This is a genomic window from Devosia sp. P1_H9 (assembly GCF_056405135.1).
In genome coordinates, this window is record NZ_JBFUCQ010000003.1 from 120,228 (window position 1) to 141,912 (window position 21,685).

Consider the following 21,685-nt stretch of genomic DNA (forward strand, 5'->3'; position numbering starts at 1 on the left):
GCGGCTACTTCGGCAAGAGGCCGTGCAGGAAGAGGTTTTCGAGGAAGCGCGCGGCGTCTTCGAAGCGGCCTTCGCCGCCGCGGTCCTTGCCGAGGACGGCACGGACCTGCACGTCGAAATCGGCGTAATGCTGGGTGGTGGCCCAGATCGAGAAGATCAGGTGGTACGGGTCGGTGCGGACGATCTTGCCCGCCGCCATCCAACCTTCCATTACCTTGGCCTTCTCGTCGACCAGCGCCTTGAGGTCGGTCTCCAGCATTTCGAGCACGCGGGGGGCGCCCTGCAGCATCTCATTGGCGAAGAGCCGGCTTTGGCGCGGGTAGTCGCGGCTCATCTCGAGCTTGCGGCGGAGGTAGGAGCGGAGCTCGGGGACCGGGTCGCCGACCGAATCGATCTCGCGCAAGGGGGCCAGCCAGACGTCCAGCATCTCGGCGAGCAGGCGCTGGTAGATCTCTTCCTTGCGCGGGAAATAGTAGAGCAGGTTGGGCTTACTCATCCCCGCCGCCTCGGCGATCTGGTCGATGGTGGCGCCGCGGAAACCCTCGCGGCTGAACACGTCGAGCGCCGCTTCGAGGATGACTTCCTGCTTCTCGCGCTGGATGCGCGTCTGCGCCCTGGGACGCTTCGACGAGGGTGCCTTTGCGCCCCCTTTGCCGCCTTCCGTCTCCAGCATTTTCACCTTGATCGGCGGCATGGGAGTGATAACGTTTTTTCCAACTGGTCAAATTTCTGGATAACACATCCAAAGGTCAAGCTCCAAATATACTTGACCCATAAACTCAACAAATAGCCTCCGGGGGAGTCCAAGGTGTCCGACCGTCGCAATGTCACGCCGAACGATCTGAGCGCGTTCTGGATGCCGTTCACGGCCAACCGGCAGTTCAAGAAGGCGCCCCGCATGTTCGTCGGCGCCAAGGACATGCACTATACGACTTCCGACGGACGCCAGGTGCTCGACGGCACGGCGGGCCTGTGGTGCGTCAACGCCGGCCACTGCCGCCCCAAGATCGTCGAGGCGATCCAGGAGCAGGCGGCTGAACTCGACTATGCGCCGGCCTTCCAGATGGGGCATCCCAAGGCGTTCGAGCTGGCCAACGCACTGGTGTCGATCGCGCCGGAGGGGCTCAACCATGTGCTCTATACCAACTCGGGTTCGGAATCGGTCGAGACGGCGCTGAAGGTGGCGCTGGCCTATCACCGGACCAAGGGTGACGGTTCGCGGTTCCGGCTGATCGGGCGCGAGCGCGGCTATCACGGCGTCAATTTCGGCGGCATTTCGGTGGGCGGCATCGTCACCAATAGGAAGATGTTCGGCACGCTTCTCACCGGCGTCGACCATATGCCGCACACCCATACGCCGGGGAAGAACCAGTTCACCCGCGGCGAGCGCGAAGGCGGCGGCGAGGACTTAGCGTCGGAACTCGAGCGTATCGTGACGCTGCATGATGCTTCGACCATCGCGGCTGTCATCGTCGAGCCGGTGGCCGGGTCGACCGGCGTGCTGATCCCGCCCAAGGGCTATCTGCAGAAGCTGCGCGAGATCACCAAGAAGCACGGCATCCTGTTGATCTTCGATGAGGTGATCACCGGTTTCGGTCGCCTCGGCACGCCGTTCGCGGCGGACTATTTCGGCGTGACGCCGGACATTCTCGTTACCGCCAAGGGCCTGACCAACGGCGTGATCCCGATGGGCGCGGTGCTGGTCAGCTCGGAAATCCACGACGCGTTCATGCAAGGGCCTGAGCACGTCATCGAGTTCATGCACGGCTATACCTATTCGGGGAACCCGATTGCCTCGGCGGCGGGTCTTGCAACGCTCGAGACCTACAAGGACGAGGGGCTGCTGACCCGTGGGGCGGAAATCGCGCCGTACTGGGAAGATGCGCTACACTCGCTGAAGGGGCTGCCGCATGTCATCGACATCCGCAACCTCGGGCTGATCGGCGCGATCGAACTCGAGCCGATTGCCGGTTCGCCGACCAAGCGCGCCTTCTCGGCTTTCGTCAAAGCGTTCGAGACGGGCATCCTGATCCGCACCACCGGCGACATCATCGCCATGTCGCCGCCGCTGATCATCTCGAAGGCGCAGATCGACGAGCTGATCGGAACGCTCGCCGGTATCCTCAAGACGCTTGAGTAGAATGGAACGAATGTTCTATATCGGCACCGATAGAACGAACGTTCTACATTCAACGAGCGGAGGTCTGTGATGCAGACGATACAGAATGCCATTGGCGGGAAGCTGGTCACCAGCACCAGCACGCGCACCCAGCCGGTGTTCAACCCGGCCACCGGCGAGGCGATCGCCACGCTGCCGTTGTCGACGCTCGACGAGATCAACGCCGCCGTTGCAGCGGCCAAGAAGGCCCTGCCCGCCTGGGCCAACACCACGCCGATGAAGCGGGCGCGGGTGATGTTCAAGTTCAAGGAGCTGCTCGAAAAGCACGCCGACGAGCTGGCCGAGCACATCTCTCGCGAGCACGGTAAGGTGCATGACGACGCTCTGGGTGAACTGGCCCGCGGCATCGACTGCGTTGACTTCGCCTGCGGTATCCCGCAGCTGCTGAAGGGCGAGTTCAGCCGCAATGTCGGGCCGAACATCGACACCTATTCGGACAGGCAGCCGCTGGGCGTGGTCGCCGGCATCACGCCGTTCAACTTCCCGGCCATGGTGCCGATGTGGATGTATCCGCTGGCGATTGCCTGCGGCAATACCTTCATCCTGAAGCCGTCGGAGCGCGACCCGTCGGCGCCGATGTTCGCCTGGCAGCTGCTGATGGATGCCGGGCTGCCGGAGGGCGTGATGAACGTCATCCATGGCGACAAGGAAGCGGTCGACGCCATTCTCGACCATCCCGACATCAAGGCGGTGAGCTTCGTCGGCTCGACCCCGATTGCCGAGTACGTCTACCGGCGCGGCACGCAGGCCGGCAAGCGCATCCAGGCGCTGGGCGGCGCCAAGAACCACATGATCATCCTGCCCGACGCCGACATGGACCAGGCCGCCGACGCGCTGATGGGCGCCGGCTACGGTTCGGCCGGCGAGCGCTGCATGGCGATCTCGGTGGCGGTGCCGGTGGGCGACAAGACCGCCGATGCGCTGGTGGCGAAGCTGAAGCCGCGCGTCGAGGCGCTGAAGATCGGCCCGGCGACGGACCGCGACTCGCAGATGGGCCCGATCGTCTCCAAGGTGCAGCGCGACAAGATCGTCGGCTATATCGATGCGGGCGTCGAAGCCGGCGCCGAGCTGGTGGTCGATGGCCGCGGCTTCAAGCTGCAGGGCTATGAGGACGGTTTCTTCGTCGGCGGCACGCTGTTCGACCATGTAAAGCCGGACATGAAGATCTACCGCGAGGAGATCTTCGGGCCAGTACTGTCAGTGGTTCGCGCCGGCACCTACCAGGATGCGGTGGACCTGATCCACGGGCACGAATATGCCAACGGCACGGCGATCTTCACCCGCGACGGCGATGCGGCGCGCGACTTCGCCGACAAGATCGAAGTGGGCATGGTGGGCATCAACGTGCCGATCCCGGTGCCGGTGGCCTACCACTCGTTCGGCGGCTGGAAGCGGAGCATTTTCGGCGACCACTCGATCTATGGGCCGGAAGGCGTGCACTTCTACACGCGGCTCAAAACCGTCACGACGCGCTGGCCGGCGGGCATCAAATCCGGCGCGGAATTCAGCTTCCCGAGCCAGAAATAGGACCACCAATGGCAGCTCCCGGCGAAAACCTTCGTATCGACCCCGAACGCCTTTGGAGCTCCATTCACGAGTTGGCCGAGATCGGGCCAGGGGTTGCCGGAGGCAATAACCGGCAGACGGTCACCGATGACGATGCCAAAGGCCGCGCGCTGTTCAAGCGATGGTGCGAGGCCGCCGGCATGGAGATGGGGCTCGACCAGATGGGCACTATGTTCGCGCGGCGCGAAGGTGCCGAGCCCGGGCTCGATCCGGTCTATGTGGGTAGCCACCTCGACACCCAGCCGACCGGTGGCCGCTATGACGGCGTGCTCGGGGTGCTGGGCGGGCTCGAGGTGATCCGCACGCTTAACGATCTCGATATTCGCACGAAACGCCCGATCGTCGTGGTCAACTGGACCAACGAGGAAGGGGCGCGGTTTGCCCCGGCGATGATGGCCTCGGGCGTGTTCGCCGGGGTGCTGGAGCAGGCGGACGTCTACACGCACAAGGACAAGGACGGGAAGACGTTCGGCGAGGAGCTGGAGCGGATCGGCTGGAAGGGCGACGAGGTGGTCGGGGCCCGTAAAATCCACGCCTACTACGAGCTGCATATCGAGCAGGGTCCGATCCTCGAGGACGAGAACATCGACATCGGCGTCGTAACGCACGGCCAGGGGCTGAAGTGGCTGCAGGTGACGCTCACCGGCAAGGAAGCGCATACCGGCTCGACCCCGATGCCGAAGCGGCGCAACGCCAGCCTTGGCATGGCGCGGGTGATCGAGCTGGTGCACGAAGTGGCGATGGACTACCAGCCGAGCGCCGTGGGCGCCGTGGGACACATCGAGGTCTATCCGAACTCGCGCAACATCATCGCCGGCAAGGCGGTGTTCACCATCGACATTCGCTCGCCGGACAAGGCGGTGCTCGACGAGATGGACGAGCGCATCCGCGGCGGCATCGAGAACATCGCCGAGGGGTTGGATATCGGCTTCGAGGTCGAGCAGGTCGGGCATTTCGACCCGGTGACGTTCGACAAGACGCTGGTGGGGAATGTGCGCGCGGCGGCCAAGGAGCTTGGGTACTCGCACCGCGACATCGTCTCGGGTGCGGGGCATGACGCGTGCTGGATCAACCGGGTGGCGCCATCGGCGATGATCATGTGCCCGTGCGTGGATGGGCTTTCGCACAATGAGGCCGAGAACATCAGCAAGGAATGGGCGGCGGCTGGGACCGACGTGCTGCTGCGCGCGGTGCTGGAGACGGCGGAGATTGTGGGGTGACGGCAAGCGACGAGGTCGATCCGTTGTCGGTGATGCCGCGTCGATATGCCGATGCGACAGCGGAAGACCTTGCCGCATTGTCCAAAGCCCTTGCTGACCAGCGGGCCAACGACGAGGCCTTTGCGCGAGCCAACGACGCGATAGTGACGGAGGGCCCGTGGGACGGCGTGCCTGCGCAGTTGGTGGCGTATATCGGCATCGCCGAGGATGGCGAGCTTGTTCGCCTGTCCGCCATCGCAAAGTCATGGCACTATTCTCCTTTCATGGATAGCTATCGGCCAGACGAGGCGAGTCAGCCGCTGAAGATCACTCGCATAGCGGCCGCCGGAAGCGTGCTGGTTAAGCGTATTCTACTCGGGCGGCCCATACCTGGGATGGTGGTCGGTCGCGCTGGTGGCAGCGCGCCAGTGCAATCGCATGGCGTCATCGACGGCAAAGACTACTATTTCCGCTCACGCGGCGAGCACTGGTCGATGAGCATTGGCGGGCAGACCCATGCCAGTCCCGACTGGTACCACGAAGAACGATATGGAACCTGGCCGGATGCGGGCAGCATCAGCAGCGAGCAGGCCTATGACTTCATCGCCAAGGCGGCAGAGAAGTTCAGGTCGGGAGTTCCGACGATGACCACACGCACGATCGACAGGGGCGTGCAATCGATTTTGGACGCGATCAGCAACTGAAGCCCGAATGATCGAGGGCTTGCTGGCGAAGTGACTAGAGAAGGGACGCAACCGTGACGAGCAAGATCATCAAGAACGGCACCGTGGTCACTGCTGACCTGACCTACGCGGCCGACGTCCGCGTCGAGGGCGGCAAGATTACCGACATCGGGCAGAACCTGACAGGCGGTGAAGTCCTCGATGCCACCGGCTGCTACGTGATGCCGGGCGGGATTGATCCGCATACGCATCTCGAAATGCCGTTCATGGGGACCTACTCGTCCGATGATTTCGAGTCCGGGACGCGGGCGGCGCTGTCGGGTGGGACGACCATGGTGGTGGATTTCTGCCTGCCCTCGCCCAACCAGTCGCTGCTCGAGGCGCTGCAGATGTGGGACAACAAGACCTCGAAAGCTTCGTGCGACTACTCGTTCCACATGGCGATCACCTGGTGGGGCGAGCAGGTGTTCAACGAGATGGCCGACGTCGTCGATCGCGGCATCACTTCGTTCAAGCACTTCATGGCCTACAAGGGCGCGCTGATGGTGGATGATGACGAGATGTTCTCGTCATTCCAGCGTTGCGCCGACCTTGGGGCGCTGCCCCTCGTTCATGCCGAGAACGGTGACGTGGTGGCGCAGATGACGGCGAAGCTGCTTGCGGAAGGCAACAATGGCCCGGAGGCGCATGCCTATTCGCGGCCGCCGGAAGTCGAGGGCGAGGCGACCAACCGGGCGATCATGATCGCCGATATGGCGGGGGTGCCGGTCTACATCGTCCACACCTCATGCGAGCAGGCACATGAGGCGATCCGCCGGGCGCGCGCCAAGGGGATGCGCGTCTATGGCGAGCCGCTGATCCAGCACCTGGTGCTCGATGAGACCGAGTATTTCAACAAGGACTGGGACTATGCGGCGCGTCGGGTGATGAGCCCGCCGTTCCGTTCGAAGCAGCACCAGGACTCGCTGTGGGCTGGGCTGCAGTCAGGCTCGCTGCAGGTGGTGGCGACCGATCACTGCGCCTTCACCACAGCACAGAAGCGCAACGGCATCGGCAACTTCGCCAAGATCCCGAACGGGACGGGCGGGTTGGAGGACCGGCTGCCGGTGCTGTGGACCAAAGGCGTGAAGACCGGGCGGCTGACGATGAACGAGTTCGTCGCGGTGACCTCGACCAACATCGCCAAGATCCTCAACCTCTACCCCAAGAAGGGTGCGATCCTAGTCGGGGCCGATGCGGACCTGGTGGTGTGGGATCCGAAGCGCAAGAAGACGATCACGGCAGCGAAGCAGCAGTCGGCGATCGACTACAACGTGTTCGAGGGCATCGAGGTCGAGGGGCTGCCGCGCTTTACGCTGACCCGTGGGCAGGTGGCGGTGACCGAGGACACGATCAGCGCCGAACAGGGCCACGGCCAGTTCGTGGCGCGCGAGGCGAAGAACCCGGTGAACCGGGCGCTGTCGACCTGGAAGGACATCACCGCGCCGCGCAAGGTAGAGCGCACCGGCATTCCGGCGACGGGGGTTTGAGGGTTTGACGACGGACGGGGGCAAATCGCAGAGCGTGGTCGAGGCCAAGGGTCTCGGCCTGACTTTCAAGACAGCGGACGGCGACGTGGTGGCGCTGTCGGACGTCAATCTCGACATCAAGCGGGGCGAGTTCGTCTCGTTTATCGGCCCATCGGGCTGCGGCAAGACGACGTTCCTGCGCGTCATCGCCGATCTGGAGCAGCCGACGTCAGGGACGATCACGGTAAATGGTACTTCGCCCGCCGATGCGCGGGTCAACCGCTCGTATGGCTATGTGTTCCAGGCGCCGGCACTGTTTCCGTGGCGGACCATCGAGAAGAACGTGGCGCTCCCGCTCGAAATCATGGGCTATGGCGAGGCGGATCGTAAGGCGCGCATCAGCAAGACCATGGAACTGGTGAACCTCGAGGGTTTCGAGAAGAAGTTTCCGTGGCAGCTCTCCGGCGGAATGCAACAGCGCGCCTCGATCGCCCGTGCGCTGGCGTTCGATGCCGACCTGCTGCTGATGGACGAGCCGTTCGGAGCGCTCGACGAGATCGTCCGCGACCACCTCAACTCGGAGTTGCTGAAGCTCTGGGCGGCGACGCAGAAGAGTATCGCGTTCGTCACTCACTCGATCCCCGAGGCGGTGTATCTCTCGACCAAGATCGTGGTGATGAGCCCGCGGCCGGGGCGGGTGACGGACATCATTCAGAGCACCCTGCCCGCCGAGCGGCCGCTGGAGATTCGCGAAACGCCGGAGTTCCTTGCCATCGCCCACCGCGTCCGTGACGGCCTGAGGGCCGGCCACTCGTACGAGGTCTAGGCGATGAAGACCTCGTGGCGCGACGGCAGCCTGTTCCCGATCCTGATCGTCGTCGCCGCGCTGATCGTCGTCTGGTATGTCGCGGCGGTGCTGATGAACTGGCAAGGGATGTCGGATTTCTACCAGCGCACCGACGTGACCAATGTTGGCTTCGGGCAGCAGCTCAATGACGTGCTGAACGCCGAGAAGCCGTTGCTGCCGGCGCCGCATCAGATCGTTGGGGAGTTCTGGAAGACCACGGTCGAGCAGGCCATCACGTCGAAGCGCAGCCTCGTCTACCATGGCTGGATCACGCTCTCGGCGACGCTCCTGGGCTTTGCCATGGGTACGGTGTTCGGCATCGGGCTCGCGGCGTTCATCGTCCACAACCAGGCGATGGACCGGTCGCTAATGCCGTGGATCATTGCCAGCCAGACGATCCCGATCCTCGCGATCGCGCCGATGGTGATCGTGGTGCTGAACGCGGTGGGGATTTCGGGACTGGTCCCTAAGGCGCTGATCTCGACCTATCTCAGTTTCTTCCCAGTGGTGGTGGGGATGGTGAAGGGCTTCCGCAGCCCCGAGCAGATCCAGCTCGACCTGATGCGCACCTACAACGCGTCGCGCTTCCATGTGTTCACCAAGCTGCGCTGGCCGATTGCCCTGCCCTATCTGTTTACCTCGATGAAGGTGGGGGTGGCGGCGAGCCTCGTCGGCGCCATCGTCGGCGAGTTGCCGGCCGGCACCAGCAACGGGATTGGTGCGCGGCTGCTGGCGGGCTCGTACTACGGGCAGACGATCCAGATCTGGTCGGCGCTGCTAGCTGCGGCGTTGCTGGCCGGGGCGCTGATTGCGCTGGTGGGGCTGGCCGAGCGGGTCACCAACAAGCAACTCGGAGCGCGGGCATGACGGCGCTGCAACGGGTTCTCGCTGCCTTCGCGTCTGGTTTCGCGCTGCTGGCGCTGATCTTCGATTTCGCGTCGACTGAAGGGGCGCCGCTGCCGGTGTGGGAGTTTCCCGCGGTCGGGGTGTTCCTGGTGCTCGGCATCTTCAGCCTCATCCGTTTCCGTATTCCGTTGAGCTACTGGGTCGACGGCGTCCTCGCGGCGCTCGGCGCGGTGGGGCTGATGCTGGCGCTCGAAACGCTGCAGCAGGCCGAGCCGGGCTACTGGTTCGCGCTGGTTGCTGCCTGGCTATTTGCCTGGCTGTTTGCGGAGCGATTGTCGCGGGCCATCGTGCGGGGCGAGGCGGCCGAACTGGTTGGGGTGCTGATCCCGGCGATCTTCGGTGTGGCGATCCTCGTCGCGTGGGAAGCGATCACCCGGGGCGGCAATGTGCCCAAGGTGCTGCTGCCGTCGCCATCGGGGATCTGGGAGACGCTGATTGGCAATATCCCGAGGATCGCGGCGGATTTCCAGCAGACCTTCCTCAAGGCGGTGCTAGCCGGCTACGTCCTCGGGTGCGGCGCAGGGTTCCTCGTTGCCATCGCGGTCGACCGCTCGCCGTTCCTGAAGCGCGGGTTATTGCCGCTGGGCAATTTCATCTCGGCGTTGCCGCTGATCGGCATCGCGCCGATCATGGTGATGTGGTTCGGCTTCGACTGGCCGAGCAAGGCTGCCGTCGTCGTCATCATGACGTTCTTCCCGATGCTGGTGAACACCGTGGCCGGGCTGAACGCGGCGGGGCACATGGAGCGCGACCTGATGCGCACCTATGCCTCGGGTTACTGGTCGACGCTGTTCAAGCTCAGGCTGCCGGCAGCGGCGCCGTTCATTTTCAACGCATTGAAGATCAACTCGACTCTGGCGCTGATCGGCGCAATCGTGGCTGAATTCTTCGGAACACCCATCGTTGGCATGGGCTTTCGCATCTCGAGTGAGATCGGCAAGCTCAATGTCGAGATGGTCTGGGCAGAGATCGCCGTGGCGGCGCTAGCGGGCTCTGTTTTCTACTGGCTGGTGGCGCTCATCGAGAGGGCAGTCACCTTCTGGCATCCGTCCGTCCGCGGTGGTCGGGCGTAATCAGGGGAAAAGGGAAACGTCAAAAATGAAAAAGCTTCTCGTTGGTCTGGTAGCGGGCGCGCTGGCGCTCGGTGCTACCGCGAGCTGGGCGGCCGATCCGGTCACCTTGCAGCTCAAGTGGGTTACGCAGGCGCAGTTCGCAGGCTATTTCGTCGCCAAGGACAAGGGCTTCTACACTGACGAAGGCATCGACATCACGATCAAGCCGGGTGGCCCGGATATCGCCCCTGAGCAGGTGATCGCGGGTGGCGGCGCCGACGTGATCGTCGACTGGATGGGCGGTGCGCTGGCGGCCCGCGAGCAGGGCGTCGGCCTCGTCAACATCGCGCAGCCGTTCAAGAAGTCCGGCCTGCTGATGATCTGCCCGAAGGATGGCCCGGTGCAGACCGAAGCCGACTTCAAGGGTCACACGCTTGGCGTCTGGTTCTTCGGCAACGAGTATCCGTTCTACGCCTGGATGAACAAGCTGGGCATCCCGACGGAAGGCGGCGCCGATGGCGTCAACGTTCTGAAGCAGTCGTTCGACGTGCAGCCGCTGGTGCAGAAGCAGGCGGACTGTATTTCGGTGATGACCTACAACGAACTGGGCCAGGCGATCGACGCGGGCTTCACCACCGACAAGCTGGTGATCTTCAACTACACCGACCTCGGCAACGACCTGCTCGAGGACGGCCTCTATGCGATGGAAGACAAGCTCGCCGACCCGGCTTTCGCCGACAAGATGGTCCGCTTCGTCCGCGCTTCGCAGAAGGGCTGGGAGTATGCGATCGCCAACCCCGATGAGGCGGCGCAGATCGTGCTCGACAACGACGAGTCCGGTGCCCAGACCCTCGACCATCAGAAGTACATGATGGGCGAAGTGGCCAAGCTCGTCGACGCCAAGGACTTCAAGCTCGACGCGGCCGCCTATGACCGCACCGAGAAGGCCCTGCTCGACCAGAAGATCATCAAGAACAAGCCGTCGGGCGCCTTCACCACGGCGATCACCGACAAGCTCTGAAACTTGGGGTTTCAGGAGTGAACGAGGCGGGGAGCGATCCCCGCCTTTTTTGTTTGGGCTACACACCGGCGTCATTTCCGCGCAGGCGGGAACCTAGTGGATGCTGCAACACCCGTGGAGGTTGAGAGATCGCGCCGGGCCCCGCCTTCGCGGGGATGACGTTGGTGGGGAGGAGAGTGGCTCCGATGAGAAAGCTGCTCTCCCGGACTCCTCAGCTGCCGACCACGCCTCCGTCGTCCTTGGTGATCACTACCAGCGAGGGACGAGGGCCCTGGCCAGCAATGAAGTCGGGCCAGTTGGTGCCGGCGTCGGCGATGGAGGTGGAGTCCTCGCCGTCTTCGAGGCGGAGTTCGCCGGGGTGCTGGATGGAGAGGAACATGGTCTTGCCGTCGGGGGTGAAGGCAGGCGAGCAGACTTCGGAGCCGACGGGGGGCGAGTAGAACAGTTTCGGCAGTGCTTTGCCCGGGCCCTCGGTGTCGGCGACATAGAGCGCATCGTTGAAGCCGGCATCGGGCGGGCCGTCGGTGGTGACCCAGAGGCGGCCGGCGGGATCGACCGAGAGGTTGTCCGGATCGGTGAACCAGCCGTCGTCCGAGGTCTCGGGGTGGCAGAGGGCGTGCGAGGCCGGATCCTTGGGGTCGCCGCAGAGGATGAAGGCATCCCAGGTGTAGTCGGTCGCGGCATGGTCGGGCGCGTCGGGAGCGCCTGGCGGGGTGAGCTCGAGGATGTGGCCGTCCGGGTTCGGGGCGCGGGTGTTGGCGACGTTGACCTGTTCGCCCTCGTCTCCTTCGCCGGCCGGCAGGCGATCCTCGTTCTCGGTCATGGCGATGTAGACGCGGCCGGTCTTCGGATGCGGCACGAAGCCTTCGGGCGCGTCCATCGGGGTGGCGCCGAGCAGGTCGGCGGCCATGCGGGTGCGCAGCACCACGTCAGCCTGGGTGTGGAAACCGTTCTCGGGGGTGAGCGGCCCCTGCCCCTGTACCAACGGCAGCCAGGTCATCTTGCCATCAGCATCGAAGCGGGCGGTGTAGAGGGTGCCCTCGTCGAGCAGGTCCTTGTTGGCGGCCCGGTCGGTGGGGTTCCAGGGCTTGGAGGTGACGAACTTGTAGAGGTACTCGAAGTCGTCATCGTCACCCATGTAGAGGACGACGCGGCCATCGGGGGCCATAGCAACCTGCGCGCCTTCGTGGGTGAAGCGGCCGAGGGCGGTTCGCTTAACCGGCTTGGCCGTCGGATCGAACGGATCGATCTCGACCACCCAGTCGAACTTCAGCCACTCGTTCGGCTCGTTCTCGAACTTCAGGCGGGCGTCGACGCGGCTCAGGGCGTAGCCGTCATTCTCATCCTCGTCCCAGCCCTGGCGCTCGACCAGTTCCTGGTCGGGGAGCGTGGTGTAGTCGCCGGCGAAGACGTCCATGCCGCCTTCCTCGCCCGAGAGCATCGTGCCCCACGGGGTGATGCCGCCCGAGCAGTTGGAGATGGAGCCGAAGACGATGGTGCCGGTGGGGTCGATCGAGGTCTTCAGCCTGCCGTCGCCTGCGGCGGGGCCGGAGAGGCGCATCTCGGTGCCCATGTGGACGCGGCGATTGTACTGGCCGTCAGTGACCACCTGCCACTCATTGCCAGTCTTCTTGACCTCGACCACGGAGATGCCGGTGGAGGCGGCGACGGCACGGATTTGGTCGTCGGTCAGCTTTTCTTTGTAGTCCTCATCGGTCGTGCCGGGGAACATCAGGTAGGGCGCGGCGTACTCGTGGTTGACGACGAGCAGGCCGTGATCGTTTGACTGGCTGCCCTGCGGCAGCGGCAGGAAGGCGGTGAAATCGTTGTTGTAGCCGAACTGCTTTTCGGCGGCGGCGCCGTCGAGGGTCGCGAGGTCGAACTCGGGGCTGTCAGCGAACAGCTTGTCGCCCCAGCGCAGCAGGATCTGGCGCGAGTAGCCCTCCGGCCAGTGGTCGTTCTTGTCGGTGACGCGGGTCAGTTCGGGGAACGTGAGGCTGGAGACGGAGTTGGCCTGGGCGAAGGCGGCGCCGACGCCGAAGCTGGCGCCGGATGCGGCCACGGCGGTGCCGGCGAGCAGACCCTTCAGCACAGAGCGGCGCGAATAACCTTCGGCCATCAGGTCGGAAAATTTGGTGGTGAATGACTGGCGGCGCGTCGGGCGCGCGCGCGTCTTCAAACGGTCGGTCATTGTGACGCTCCTGAAAGTATTCAGGATGGGTGCACCCGGCAAAAGACGCTGCTGTGACGAAGCGATGACGCTGGAATGACTAGCCGGCAGCCTTCTGCGCCAGGGGCGCTTCGGGCATGGCGTCGGAGGTGCCGAGGACCAGCCGCCGCACCGCTTCGCGCGTCATCGGGTGCGAGATCAGGTAGCCCTGGGCCTCGGTGTAGCCGGCGGCGTGAACGCCGCGCAGCTGCTCGGGAGTCTCGATACCCTCGGCGGTTGTCTCCATCTCGAGGCGCGCGCCGATATCGGCAACCGCGCTGACGATGGTCTTGGCGCCCTCGGTGCTTTCGAGCGCGCGGACGAAGGTGCCGTCGATCTTGATCTTGTCGAAGGGGAAGGCCAGCAGGTAGCCGAGCGCCGAGAAGCCGGTGCCGAAATCGTCGAGCGCGATGCGGACGCCGAGGGCGCGGAGCTGGCGGAGGGTGTCGAGGCTCTGCTCGGAATTCTCGAGGAAAACGGACTCGGTGATCTCGATCTCGACCCGCTCATGGGCGATGCCGGAGGCGGCAAGGGCTTGAACGAGCGTGGTGATCAGGCTGCCGCGCACCAGTTGGACGGACGAGACGTTGACGGCGATCTTGAGGCCGTCGGGCCAGCGCGCCGCCTCGGCCAGGGCCTCGCGGATGACCCAATCGCCGATCGGGACGATCAGGCCCGTGTCTTCGGCGACGGGGATGAAATCGCAAGGCGGGACGAGGCCGCGGTCGGGATGCTGCCAGCGCAGCAGGGCCTCGAAGCCCGAGAATCTGTGCGTCCGGAGGTTGAGAATTGGCTGAAAGTGCAGCTCGAACTCGCCAAATTCCAGTGCCCGCTTGAGGTCCACCTCAAGGCGGCGGCGATCGACGGTGACGCGGTTCAGTTCGGGCTCGAAGAAGCGGACGCTGCCCCGGCCGTCGCGCTTGGCGGCGTAAAGCGCCACGTCGGCATTGTGCAGCAGCTGATCGGTGTCGATCCCGTCCTCGCCGGCGATGGCGATGCCGATGCCGACCGCGATGGTGAGCACCTGGCCGTCGAGGTCGTAGGGCGCGAGCGTCGCTTCGCAGAGGCGCTGCGCGAGGTCCTGGGCGCTCTCGGCGGTGCCGCCGCGGTGCAGCACGGCGAACTCGTCGCCGCCCATGCGGGCCGCGGAGTCCATGGGGCCGAGGCAACTGCCAAGCCGGGCCGCGAACTGGCGCAGCAGGGCGTCGCCGGCGGCGTGGCCGAGCGTGTCGTTGATCGGCTTGAAGCCATCGAGATCGAGGCAGAGCACGGCGAAGCCGGTGCCAGCGAGGTTTTCGAAGGAATTGCCGATGCGGCGGTAGAACAGGGTGCGATTGGGCAGGCCCGTCAGAGCATCGTGGTAGGCGAGGTGGGTGAGCTCGGCCTGCATGTTGTGCAGCTCGGTCACGTCCTTATGGGTCGAGATCCAGCCGCCATCGTCCATTGGCTGGTGGGTCATCGAGATGACCTGGCCGGAGTTCAGCCGGTGGATGCCGCCGAGGGTGCGTTGCTCGTGCACGGCGCTCAGGCGATCGGCGACATAGTCGTCGGCGTCGTCGCCGACATGGGTGTTGCCGGCGACACGGGCTTCGAGGATCTGGCGGAAGCTGGTGCCGCGTTTCCCCAGGGCGGGCGGCAGGCGATAGATGTCGAGGAACTGGCGGTTGCAGAGCACCAGCCGGCCGTGGCGATCGTAGAGGGAGATGCCGTGGGCCAGGTTTTCGAGGATGGCGCGGAGGCGCAGGTCCTGGGCATGGAGCTTGCCGCGGGCCAGCGACAACTGGCGCCCGAGCTTCAGCAGCGCGGCTGCATCACCTTCTGGTGGTGCGGCGTCCGGCGGTGGCGCGGGAGTGTTCCCGGTCTTGGACAAGGCGCTGGAGACCCAGAGATTCCAGGGAAATCGAGGCTGTGAGCCTAGCGCGGCCGAGTAAAGACTAGGTTAGTTCGCCTGCTGCATTCAGCTCGACTGAGCCGGACGCAGCATCCCCTTGTAAAGGCCAGGTTTCGAGTCGGGGATCAGCAGCGCGTCGAGCCGCTTCTGGTAGAACTCGACCGGGCCGGGGGCGCCGATGACGGCGTAGGCATAGCCCGCTTCGCGCATGCCGCGCAGGGTGACGATCAGCAGGGCTTCGCCGATCCCCTGCCCACGCGCCGCCTCGTCGACGCCGGTGGGGCCGAAGAAGCCCTTGGCGGTCGCGTCGTGGCAGGCGAAGCCGAGCAACTGGTTGTCGCGGACAGCGAGCCAGCAGGTGACGGGGTGCTGGCTCATCGCCATTTCCACCTCGGACACCCAATAGGGGCTGAAATGCCGGCCCACCCACTCGGTGACCAAGTGCCGCTCGGGGGGAAGCGCCCGGCGCAGGGTAACGCCGGCGGCGATCACCTTTGCTTCGGATGCGATTTCCGGCAGGTCATACAGCCGGACCAAGAGGTCGCCCATCTATGCTATCGCCCACTGCCTGTGCCGGAAGGATACCTAGTCGACTCGTCCGCGCGCCGCAACGGGCACCACTTCCTTGACCTCGTCGCCGGAGATCAGGGTGACGGTGTCGAACAGGTTGGAGATGACGCAGGCGTGGTTGGGGACGATGCGCAGGCGCTCGCCGACGCGCGGCCAATCGGAGGCGACGGGCAGCTCGATGACGCCGTGCTCCTCGGAGAGGCCCTTGACGGTCAGGTCGGTGCCCATGACGAGGCCGTAGCCCTCCATGTTGAGGAGGTCCGAGGTGAGCGACTTAGAGCCGGCATCGATGACAATGCGGGTGGCGGTGGGGCGGCTGACGACCGTGGCGAGGACAGTGAGCGCGCAGTCGTCGAGGCTGGCGACCTTCTCCCGCACCTGGAAGCGATCGTAATAGATGTAGGTGCCGGGGCGGCGCTCGGTGACCGGCGCGGCGGCCGGCGCCCACATGTCGGGGCTGTTGCCGGAAGAGACGCGCGGCACGGCGATGCCGGCCTGCTGGAACAGCGCGACGGCTTCGCTGAGCCAGGCATTGGATTTGTCGACACCATGTAGCGACGGATAGGTCATCAGGCCGCCGAAGCGGAGGCCGGGGGCGAGGGCGATCTGGCGGGCGAGCGCCAGCGCCTGGGCCGGCGTCTGGACGCCGCAGCGACCGCCGCCGGAGTCGCACTCGATCAGCACGGTGAGCGGCTTGCCCTCGGTGAAGGTCGCGGCATAGCCGGCGAGCGTATCGGGGCTGTCGGCGGTGACCGACAGGGTGATGCGCTCGTTCAGTGCCTTGAGCCGGGCCAGCTTTTTGGGACCGAGGATGTTGTAGGGGAGGAAGATGTCGGTGAGGCCGGCATCGGCCATCACCTCGGCTTCGCCCAGCTTCTGCACGGTGATGCCGACGGCGCCGAGCTCGACCTGGCGCTTGGCGAAACGGGGCAGCTTGTGCGTCTTGATGTGGGGACGGAGCGCGTAGCCCTGCTTGTCGGCATGCGCCTGGGCCCGCTGCAGATTGGCCTCGACGCGATCGATATCGATCAGGACGGTGGGCGTATCGAGGTCGGCAATGTTGGGCATGACGCGGGCTCCGGAAAGTTGGCGCGTCACTTCGCCCGGACGGGGGGCGGAATGCAAGCTAGAGGCGCGCGTGGCTGGCGCGGAGGATGAAGCCGATGATTTCGGCCACTGCCTCGTAGAGCTCGATGGGGATCTGCTCGTCGAGCTCGACGCCGGCCAGGGCCTCGGCCAGGGGGCCGTTGGAGTCGATGACGACGCCGTGCTCCTCGGCCGTTTCGACGATGCGCCGGGCGAGTTCGCCGCGGCCCTTGGCGATGACGCGGGGCGCATCGCGGGTGCCGCGTTCGTATTCGAGGGCAACGGCGAGGCTGATGGGCTTTTCGGCTTCGCTCATCGGGCGCTATCCAGCAATTGGCCCGGGGCGCGGGCGGCGGGTTGCGGGACGCCGCGGCGGACGCGGACGGCGCCGAGATCGAGGCCGTGACGGGCCAGCGCCGGAGCGAGCTCGGGAAGCATGGCCTCGAGGGCGTCGGCGGTGGCCGGTTCGGCGGCCCAGAGCGCGATGCTGGCAGTACGGCCGAGCAGCGCGAGCTCGGCCCCGACTTCGCCGGTGACGGTGAAGTTGAGGGCGAAGCGCATGCGCCAGCCACGTTCGGCCGGGGTGCGCTTGTGCTTGCCGTCACGCTCGACCAGCAGCTGAAGGATGCCGGTCTCGGCGCCGAGCTGCATGGGGACTTCGACGCGGAACTCGGCGGCGGGGGCCGGCGTGTTGAGGCGGGCGGCGTCGGGCGGGTTGGAGGCGAGCTGCAGGAGCTTCAGGCGGGAGAGCGACGCGTCAGTGTGGCCAAGCAGTTGGCGGGCGGTTTCGAGAGGTTCCTCCGAGGCTGGAACCGCCGGCTGGGGCGACGGCGCGCGGACGGGCTCGCCTTTCAGCGGAGGCGGCGGGCGGCGGGTGACCGGGGCGACGGCTTCGGTCTCGCTGCCGAGGAAGGCGGCCAGCGCTGAACGCAGCTGGAGCAGCGCGGACTTGGCATCGATCGGGATGCGGGCACTCGGCTCGGTGATAACGCCGGCGCGGAGGACGGCATCGCGGATGGATCTACCGTCGGGCGGAGCGCGGTTGAGATCGAGGCGACCGGCGAGGATGCGGGCGATGGCCTCGAGGGCCGGGCGCGGCAGCGCAGAGGCGGCGGGAGCGGAGAGAGACGCGAGGCGGGCGAGGAGCGGCAGGACTGTGTCCTGGCGGGCGGCGGCTTGAACCGGATCGGCGAGAATCTGGGTGAGCGAAGGTGAGGTGGCGGGCGGGGTTGGGCGTGGGACCGGTTGGGTTGCGACGGACGGTGCGGGCGACTGCGGCAGGGCCTGTGGGGCGGCGGGTGGCACGGGTGCCGGGGCGGTTTGCGCCGCGGGAGCTGGAGCGGGAGCCGATGCCGGCGGAGGGACGGATGGCGGCGCAGCGAGATTGGTCCTGATCGGCTGCGACGGCAGGGCGGCGAGCGCGGGAGTGGTGAGAAGTGGTGCGGGTGCTGCGGGGGTGGTCGACGCGGTCTGGGCGGCCAGGAGGGATGGCCCGGGTTGCACGGTTGCCCCAGGAGTTACCGGCGGAGGCGTTGGGATCGCGGACGTCGCGACTGGAGCAGGCGTGGGGCTTACGCTGCCTGTCGGCGGAGATGGCGCTGGTGCGGCGAGCGTTGGGGGCGGTGGTGGTGTCGCTGTGGTGGTGGCCGGGGTCGCTGTGGGAGGTGATGGCAGGGCGAGAGGGGCCGGTTGAGCGGCGACCTGTTGGGCTGTTGGCGGCGTGCTGACTTGCGACCCTGCCTGCGTGACTTGAGGCGCTGGCGCCGAGGGTAGTGCGACCTGAGACGTCGACGCCTGTGGTATTGTCGCCTGCGGCGGGGTGGTCGGGGGTGACGGCGGGGTTGCGGCCGGCTGCGGCGGAAGGGTCGCCGTGGGACTGGGTGCAATCGGCGTCTGGCCGGGCACTGGCAGCGGGATGGTCGCTGACGGAGATACGGGACTCGATGTGCTCGGCGGGAGCGGCGTCGGTGCGGCGGGTAGCGGCTGGGTTGGCGGTGGCGCGGGTGGCGCCGGTTGGGCGGCGGGTGGCTGGGGCTGGACCGCGACAGTCACAGCGGGTTGGCCGTTCGGGGTGGCGGCGATCCTGAGTGCCACGGCCGTGTTGACCGGCAGCGGCGTCTCGAGCTTCAGCACGAAGGTTTCGGTGCCGGCGGTGAGCTGGGTGAGGCCGCCGGCGAGCTGGGCGGTGACTTTGGCGTCAATCGTCTGGCCGAGGCGGAGGACCAGGGCGTCTATCGTGGCGCGGGCCAGCTTCACCGCCGCCAGCGCCGGATCGGCGGTGGGTTCGGTACGGCCGGTCAGCTGGAGGAGCGCGGTGGCGACATCGGACATGCCCCACCATGCAGGGAGTCGGGTTAACGGGAGTTAACTTGTGGGACCGCACAGTCCGCGCACGCGGCTCCCCCCACCCCTTGATCCCTCCCCGCAAAGGGGGAGGGAGACGACTGGGAGACCGATGGCTAGTGATGGGCGCCCTTCATTTCGCGCAGTTCTTCGACCGAGCGGACGACCTTGCGGGCGGCGCCGGCCCAGTCCTTGGTCTTCACCGTGCCCTTGGCCAGCCGCTCCTTGGCGGCGGGGATGGCGTCGGCATATTGCGGTAGCCACTGGGCCTGGGCGACTACCATTTCGTCGACCATCTGCCAGACTTCGTCCGGGGTGCAGATGGCGCCGACCAGCGGGTCGTGCAGCACGGCGAGCTTGAGCATGTCGATATTGCCGGTCATTGCTGCCTCGACGCTCATACGCTGCACGGAGATCGACACCGAGCAGGTGGCGGCGCAGGCGATCGGCAGTTCGATGCCCTCGACCATGTTGATGCCGAAGCGATCGACGAAGCCGGGGCTTTCGATGATGGCGTCGGCCGGCAGGTTCTTGATGATGCCGTTGTTGCGGACGTTGAAGTGACCGCGATAAGTGCGGCCGGTCTCGCGCGCCTCGATGATGTAGCTGGCGTGCTCGCTGGTACGCTTGTGCTCCGACAGCGGCTTGGTGGCTTCGGCCTTGAACTTCGGGAAATCGGTTTCGAACCAGTTTCGGCGTTCGGTCGAGTGGCGGAGGTAGCCGCCGGTTTCGCCGTGAATCCAGTCGCTCATGTCGATCCAGCGCGAAATTTCCTCGGGGCGCTTGCGGTACCAGGGCAGGTATTCCGAGAGGTGGCCGTTGGACTCGGTCGAATAGACGCCGAAGCGCTTCAGGACGTCGATGCGGACCTTTTCCTGCTTGGAATAGACCGGGTGATTTTCGAAGCCGGCGATCAGCTCGTCGGCCTCGATCTTCCGGCCGTTGGCGCGGATGTCGATGTACCAGGTCTGGTGGTTGATGCCCGAGCAGACATAGTCGAGCTCATCGTCGCGGACGCCCAGCACCTGGGCGATCTGATGGGCGCCGTGCTGGACGCCGTGGCAGAGGCCGACCACGTCGACGCCGCCATAGAGGTCGGCAGCCCAGGTGTTCATGGCCATCGGGTTGGCATAGTTCAGGAACAGCGCGCCGGGCTCGGCGACCTCGCGGATGTCCTTGCAGAACTCGAGGATCACCGGGATGTTGCGCTGGCCGTAGAGGATGCCGCCGGCGCAGATGGTGTCGCCGACGCACTGGTCGACGCCGTATTTCAGCGGGATGTTGACATCGGTGGCGAAGGCCTCTAGCCCGCCGACGCGGACGCAGCTCATGATGTAGCGCGCCCCGGTGATGGCCTCGCGGCGGTTGGTGGTGGCGGTGACCTTGGCCGGCAGGTTGTTGACCGCAACGATCGACGAGATGATCTGCTGGATCATGTCTAGGTTGTGCGCATTGATATCGGTCAGCGCGAACTCGACATCGGCGAATTCGGGCACTTTCAACAGGTCAGAAATGAGGGTCTTGGTGAACCCGACCGACCCCGCCCCGATGACCGCGACTTTGAACGACATGCCGTTCCTCCCTTTTCTGTTGGGCTCCATCTAGCGGCAGAGGGGTCGGCAGGTGTAGAGGAAAGTCATGCGCTAGCGGGTAATTTCATGCTGTCCGATCTCATTGCCTACGGGCACAAGGTGCAGGCGATCGCGCCGCCGCGCGGCCCGCTGGGCTTTCATGTGATGGCTACGGGCGCCGGGTTCGAAAAGCGCGCCAACGAGGTCTACAACTGGGAGGGACTGAAGCGCGGCGACGCGCCGTTCGTGATCATCCAGCACACCATCGCGGGGCGCGGCGAGCTTGATTATGCCGGAGCGCGGCACGTACTACTGCCGGGCTCGACGATGGTCCTGAGCTTTCCGCATGCCAACCGCTACTGGCTCGATCGCGGGCAGACCTGGGAGTATTTCTGGATCGGCGCGAACGGACGCGAGGCGCTGCGGCTGATGCGGACCATCATCGACCTCAAGGGTCCGGTGGTGACGCCGTCGGCGGCTACGGTGGACCGGATGGCGGATGCGTGCCTGAGGCTGATGGGAGCGCCGGAGCTGCTCAGCGGCGACATTTCGGCCGCCGCCTATGCAGCGATGATGGCGCTGCATGACGGGCTGTTCGGCGCGACGCCCGCGACAACGACGGTCGCGCCGCCGATTGCGAGGGCGCAGAGCTTCATCGCGGCTCATCTAGGCGAGCCGCTGGGGGTGGACCGGCTGGCGCGGGTGGCTGGGCTTAGCCGGGCGCATTTCGTGCGGCGCTTTGGCAACGAAGCGGGGAAAAGCCCGGCGGATTTCGTGTTCTCGGCGCGGATGGAGCGGGCGACGCGGCTGCTGATCGCCACCGACCAGCCAGTCGGCGCAATTGCCGCGGCGACCGGATTTGCCAATGGCAACTACTTTGCCAAGGCGTTTCGGCGGCTCAATGGCATCTCGCCCAGCGAGTACCGCGCTGCTGCTGCGGCGGGGCGCTGACGACATTGACAATCAGCCAAATCAGCCGTTCCTACTTACTGGTCATTTAGGAGTTGCTTATCCAATGACTGCCTAGCATGGCAGCCGCCCGAACTGCCCCACG

Annotated in this window: 18 protein-coding genes; 10 read left to right on the forward strand and 8 right to left on the reverse strand. The window is 65.7% G+C overall.

The annotated features are described in order from the left end of the window. Positions 1-4 precede the first annotated feature (4 nt). Positions 5-673 (reverse strand): TetR family transcriptional regulator C-terminal domain-containing protein, encoded by a 669-nt coding sequence (locus tag AC1DYL_RS06750; protein ID WP_477172791.1) that lies wholly within the window; start codon positions 671-673, stop codon positions 5-7. A 135-nt stretch (positions 674-808) separates the two neighbouring features. On the opposite strand from AC1DYL_RS06750, the gene aptA reads away from it, so the two are divergent. The 9 genes from aptA (at position 809) to AC1DYL_RS06795 (ending at position 10,961) form a co-directional block, all read left to right on the forward strand. Beyond that, positions 809-2,140 (forward strand): omega-aminotransferase AptA, encoded by a 1,332-nt coding sequence (gene aptA, locus AC1DYL_RS06755; RefSeq protein ID WP_477172521.1) that lies wholly within the window; start codon positions 809-811, stop codon positions 2,138-2,140. Between the two features lie 69 nt (positions 2,141-2,209). Further along, complete coding sequence (locus AC1DYL_RS06760) at positions 2,210-3,706, forward strand: CoA-acylating methylmalonate-semialdehyde dehydrogenase (protein WP_477150971.1); 1,497 nt, start codon at positions 2,210-2,212, stop codon at positions 3,704-3,706. Positions 3,707-3,714: 8 nt separating this feature from the next. Then, entirely contained in the window at positions 3,715-4,965 is a 1,251-nt protein-coding gene (locus tag AC1DYL_RS06765; RefSeq protein ID WP_477172522.1) for a Zn-dependent hydrolase, read from the forward strand. Then, positions 4,962-5,648, forward strand: a complete 687-nt coding sequence (locus AC1DYL_RS06770) for a hypothetical protein (RefSeq protein WP_477172523.1) — start codon at positions 4,962-4,964, stop codon at positions 5,646-5,648. Before AC1DYL_RS06765 ends, AC1DYL_RS06770 begins: the two co-directional genes overlap by 4 nt. 53 nt (positions 5,649-5,701) lie before the next feature. Then, positions 5,702-7,156: a dihydropyrimidinase gene (gene hydA, locus AC1DYL_RS06775; RefSeq protein ID WP_477172524.1), complete on the forward strand. Its 1,455-nt coding sequence runs from the start codon at positions 5,702-5,704 to the stop codon at positions 7,154-7,156. Positions 7,157-7,160: 4 nt separating this feature from the next. Then, entirely contained in the window at positions 7,161-7,961 is an 801-nt protein-coding gene (locus AC1DYL_RS06780; protein ID WP_477172525.1) for an ABC transporter ATP-binding protein, read from the forward strand. A gap of 3 nt (positions 7,962-7,964) precedes the next feature. Continuing rightward, positions 7,965-8,849, forward strand: coding sequence for an ABC transporter permease (locus tag AC1DYL_RS06785; protein WP_477172526.1), 885 nt, complete (start codon positions 7,965-7,967; stop codon positions 8,847-8,849). Beyond that, complete coding sequence (locus AC1DYL_RS06790) at positions 8,846-9,961, forward strand: ABC transporter permease (RefSeq protein WP_477172527.1); 1,116 nt, start codon at positions 8,846-8,848, stop codon at positions 9,959-9,961. Before AC1DYL_RS06785 ends, AC1DYL_RS06790 begins: the two co-directional genes overlap by 4 nt. A gap of 25 nt (positions 9,962-9,986) precedes the next feature. Beyond that, complete coding sequence (locus AC1DYL_RS06795; protein ID WP_477172528.1) at positions 9,987-10,961, forward strand: ABC transporter substrate-binding protein; 975 nt, start codon at positions 9,987-9,989, stop codon at positions 10,959-10,961. Positions 10,962-11,172: 211 nt separating this feature from the next. Here AC1DYL_RS06795 and AC1DYL_RS06800 read toward each other — a convergent pair whose 3' ends face one another. From AC1DYL_RS06800 to melA, 7 genes are all read right to left on the reverse strand, one after another. After that, a complete protein-coding gene (locus tag AC1DYL_RS06800) occupies positions 11,173-13,152 on the reverse strand; it encodes a PhoX family protein (RefSeq protein ID WP_477172529.1) in 1,980 nt (659 codons plus the stop codon). A 79-nt stretch (positions 13,153-13,231) separates the two neighbouring features. Beyond that, positions 13,232-15,040, reverse strand: coding sequence for a putative bifunctional diguanylate cyclase/phosphodiesterase (locus AC1DYL_RS06805; RefSeq protein ID WP_477172530.1), 1,809 nt, complete (start codon positions 15,038-15,040; stop codon positions 13,232-13,234). 87 nt (positions 15,041-15,127) lie between these two features. Further along, the gene (locus tag AC1DYL_RS06810; RefSeq protein ID WP_477150961.1) at positions 15,128-15,610 is read right to left on the reverse strand and encodes a GNAT family N-acetyltransferase; all 483 of its coding nucleotides are present in this window, start codon (positions 15,608-15,610) and stop codon (positions 15,128-15,130) included. A gap of 36 nt (positions 15,611-15,646) precedes the next feature. After that, positions 15,647-16,699 (reverse strand): D-TA family PLP-dependent enzyme, encoded by a 1,053-nt coding sequence (locus AC1DYL_RS06815; RefSeq protein WP_477172531.1) that lies wholly within the window; start codon positions 16,697-16,699, stop codon positions 15,647-15,649. A gap of 58 nt (positions 16,700-16,757) precedes the next feature. Next, a complete protein-coding gene (locus AC1DYL_RS06820; RefSeq protein WP_477150959.1) occupies positions 16,758-17,033 on the reverse strand; it encodes an EscU/YscU/HrcU family type III secretion system export apparatus switch protein in 276 nt (91 codons plus the stop codon). Next, a complete protein-coding gene (gene fliK, locus AC1DYL_RS06825) occupies positions 17,030-18,022 on the reverse strand; it encodes a flagellar hook-length control protein FliK (RefSeq protein WP_477172532.1) in 993 nt (330 codons plus the stop codon). Before fliK ends, AC1DYL_RS06820 begins: the two co-directional genes overlap by 4 nt. Before the next feature lie 1,154 nt (positions 18,023-19,176). Continuing rightward, the gene (gene melA / locus AC1DYL_RS06830; RefSeq protein WP_477172533.1) at positions 19,177-20,631 is read right to left on the reverse strand and encodes an alpha-galactosidase; all 1,455 of its coding nucleotides are present in this window, start codon (positions 20,629-20,631) and stop codon (positions 19,177-19,179) included. Positions 20,632-20,718: 87 nt separating this feature from the next. Here melA and AC1DYL_RS06835 point away from each other — a divergent pair, with 87 nt between their 5' ends. Then, on the forward strand, positions 20,719-21,582 hold the full coding sequence (locus tag AC1DYL_RS06835) for a helix-turn-helix domain-containing protein (protein WP_477156803.1): 864 nt from the start codon (positions 20,719-20,721) through the stop codon (positions 21,580-21,582). Positions 21,583-21,685 lie beyond the last annotated feature (103 nt).